1 pseudogene and 1 other annotated feature are annotated in these 1088 nt (G+C 54.4%); the pseudogene reads right to left on the bottom strand.

The window, feature by feature from the left end:
• A pseudogene (locus ACP7IZ_RS13735) lies at positions 1–1088 on the bottom strand (IS3 family transposase); the annotation flags it as partial.
• Positions 793–909: a sequence feature (AL1L pseudoknot), on the bottom strand. (Overlaps the previous pseudogene by 117 nt.)

Here is a 1088-nt window from a genome sequence, read left to right as displayed (position 1 = left end):
CTGTTGTGCATAAAAGCGTGCCTCAGCTTCTGCTGGCGGGATGTTTCCAATGGAGGACAGGAGCCGCCGATTATTGAACCAGTCGACCCATTTAAGTGTTGCCAGTTCAACAGCTTCCCTGTTTTTCCATGGCCCCTGCCGATAGATGAGTTCGGTTTTGTAAAGTCCGTTAATGGTCTCTGCCAAGGCGTTATCATAGGAATCCCCAACACTGCCGACAGAAGCAACGAGCCCCGCTTCAGCCAGTCTTTGCGTGTAGCGAATGGACACATATTGACAGCCGCGGTCGGAATGGTGGGTCACTTTTCCCTCAGGCTGCCTCTGGCACAGAGCCTGCTCAAGGGCATCCAGTACGAAGTCGGTATGAGCCGTTGAGGAGACACGCCAACCCACAATAACCCGTGCAAAGACGTCAATGATGAAGGCCACATAAACAAAGCCCTGCCAAGTGGAAACATACGTGAAATCCGAAACCCACAGTCTGTTGGGGGCAGGAGCATGAAACTGGCGCTGCACCAGATCCTGCGGACACGGACGTTGCGGATCAGGCCGTGTGGTTCTGACCCCCTTGCCACGAATGACGCCTTTCAGCCCCATCCGGCGCATCAGCCGCTCTACCGTGCAGCGGGCGACATCCACGCCTTCACGTCTGAGCTGATGCCAGACCTTGCGCGCTCCATAGACGCAGAAATTATTATTCCACACTCTACGGATGTCATCGCACAGTTCTTTGTCTTTCTGGCTGCGCACACACGGATTTTTCTGTCTGGCAACAGTTGCATAATAGGCAGATGGTGCAATCGACAGAACCCTGCAGATTGACCCGACACCATATGTCTGCCGGTGCTCCTCAATGAAGCGTGTCATGGCTTGAAGATGCGGTCGAGCTCCGCCTGGGCAAAATATGCCGACGCCTTACGCAGGATTTCATTGGCCTGCCGCAATTCGCGGTTCTCTCGCTCCAGTTGCCTGATCTTCTCTCGATCAGGCAGGTCACTCACCGCAGGCGCATTGGCACGTTCATGCAGACGGGTCCATTTTGACAGCGTGTCAGGATGAATATCCAGCTTTGGCGCTATCATCATCAC

It is taken from the genome of Acetobacter sp. AAB5 (genome assembly GCF_050106715.1).
Taxonomy (GTDB): domain Bacteria; phylum Pseudomonadota; class Alphaproteobacteria; order Acetobacterales; family Acetobacteraceae; genus Acetobacter; species Acetobacter oryzifermentans.
Note: the sequence above shows the minus strand (reverse complement) of the source record. Positions and strands in the feature narration are given on the sequence as shown.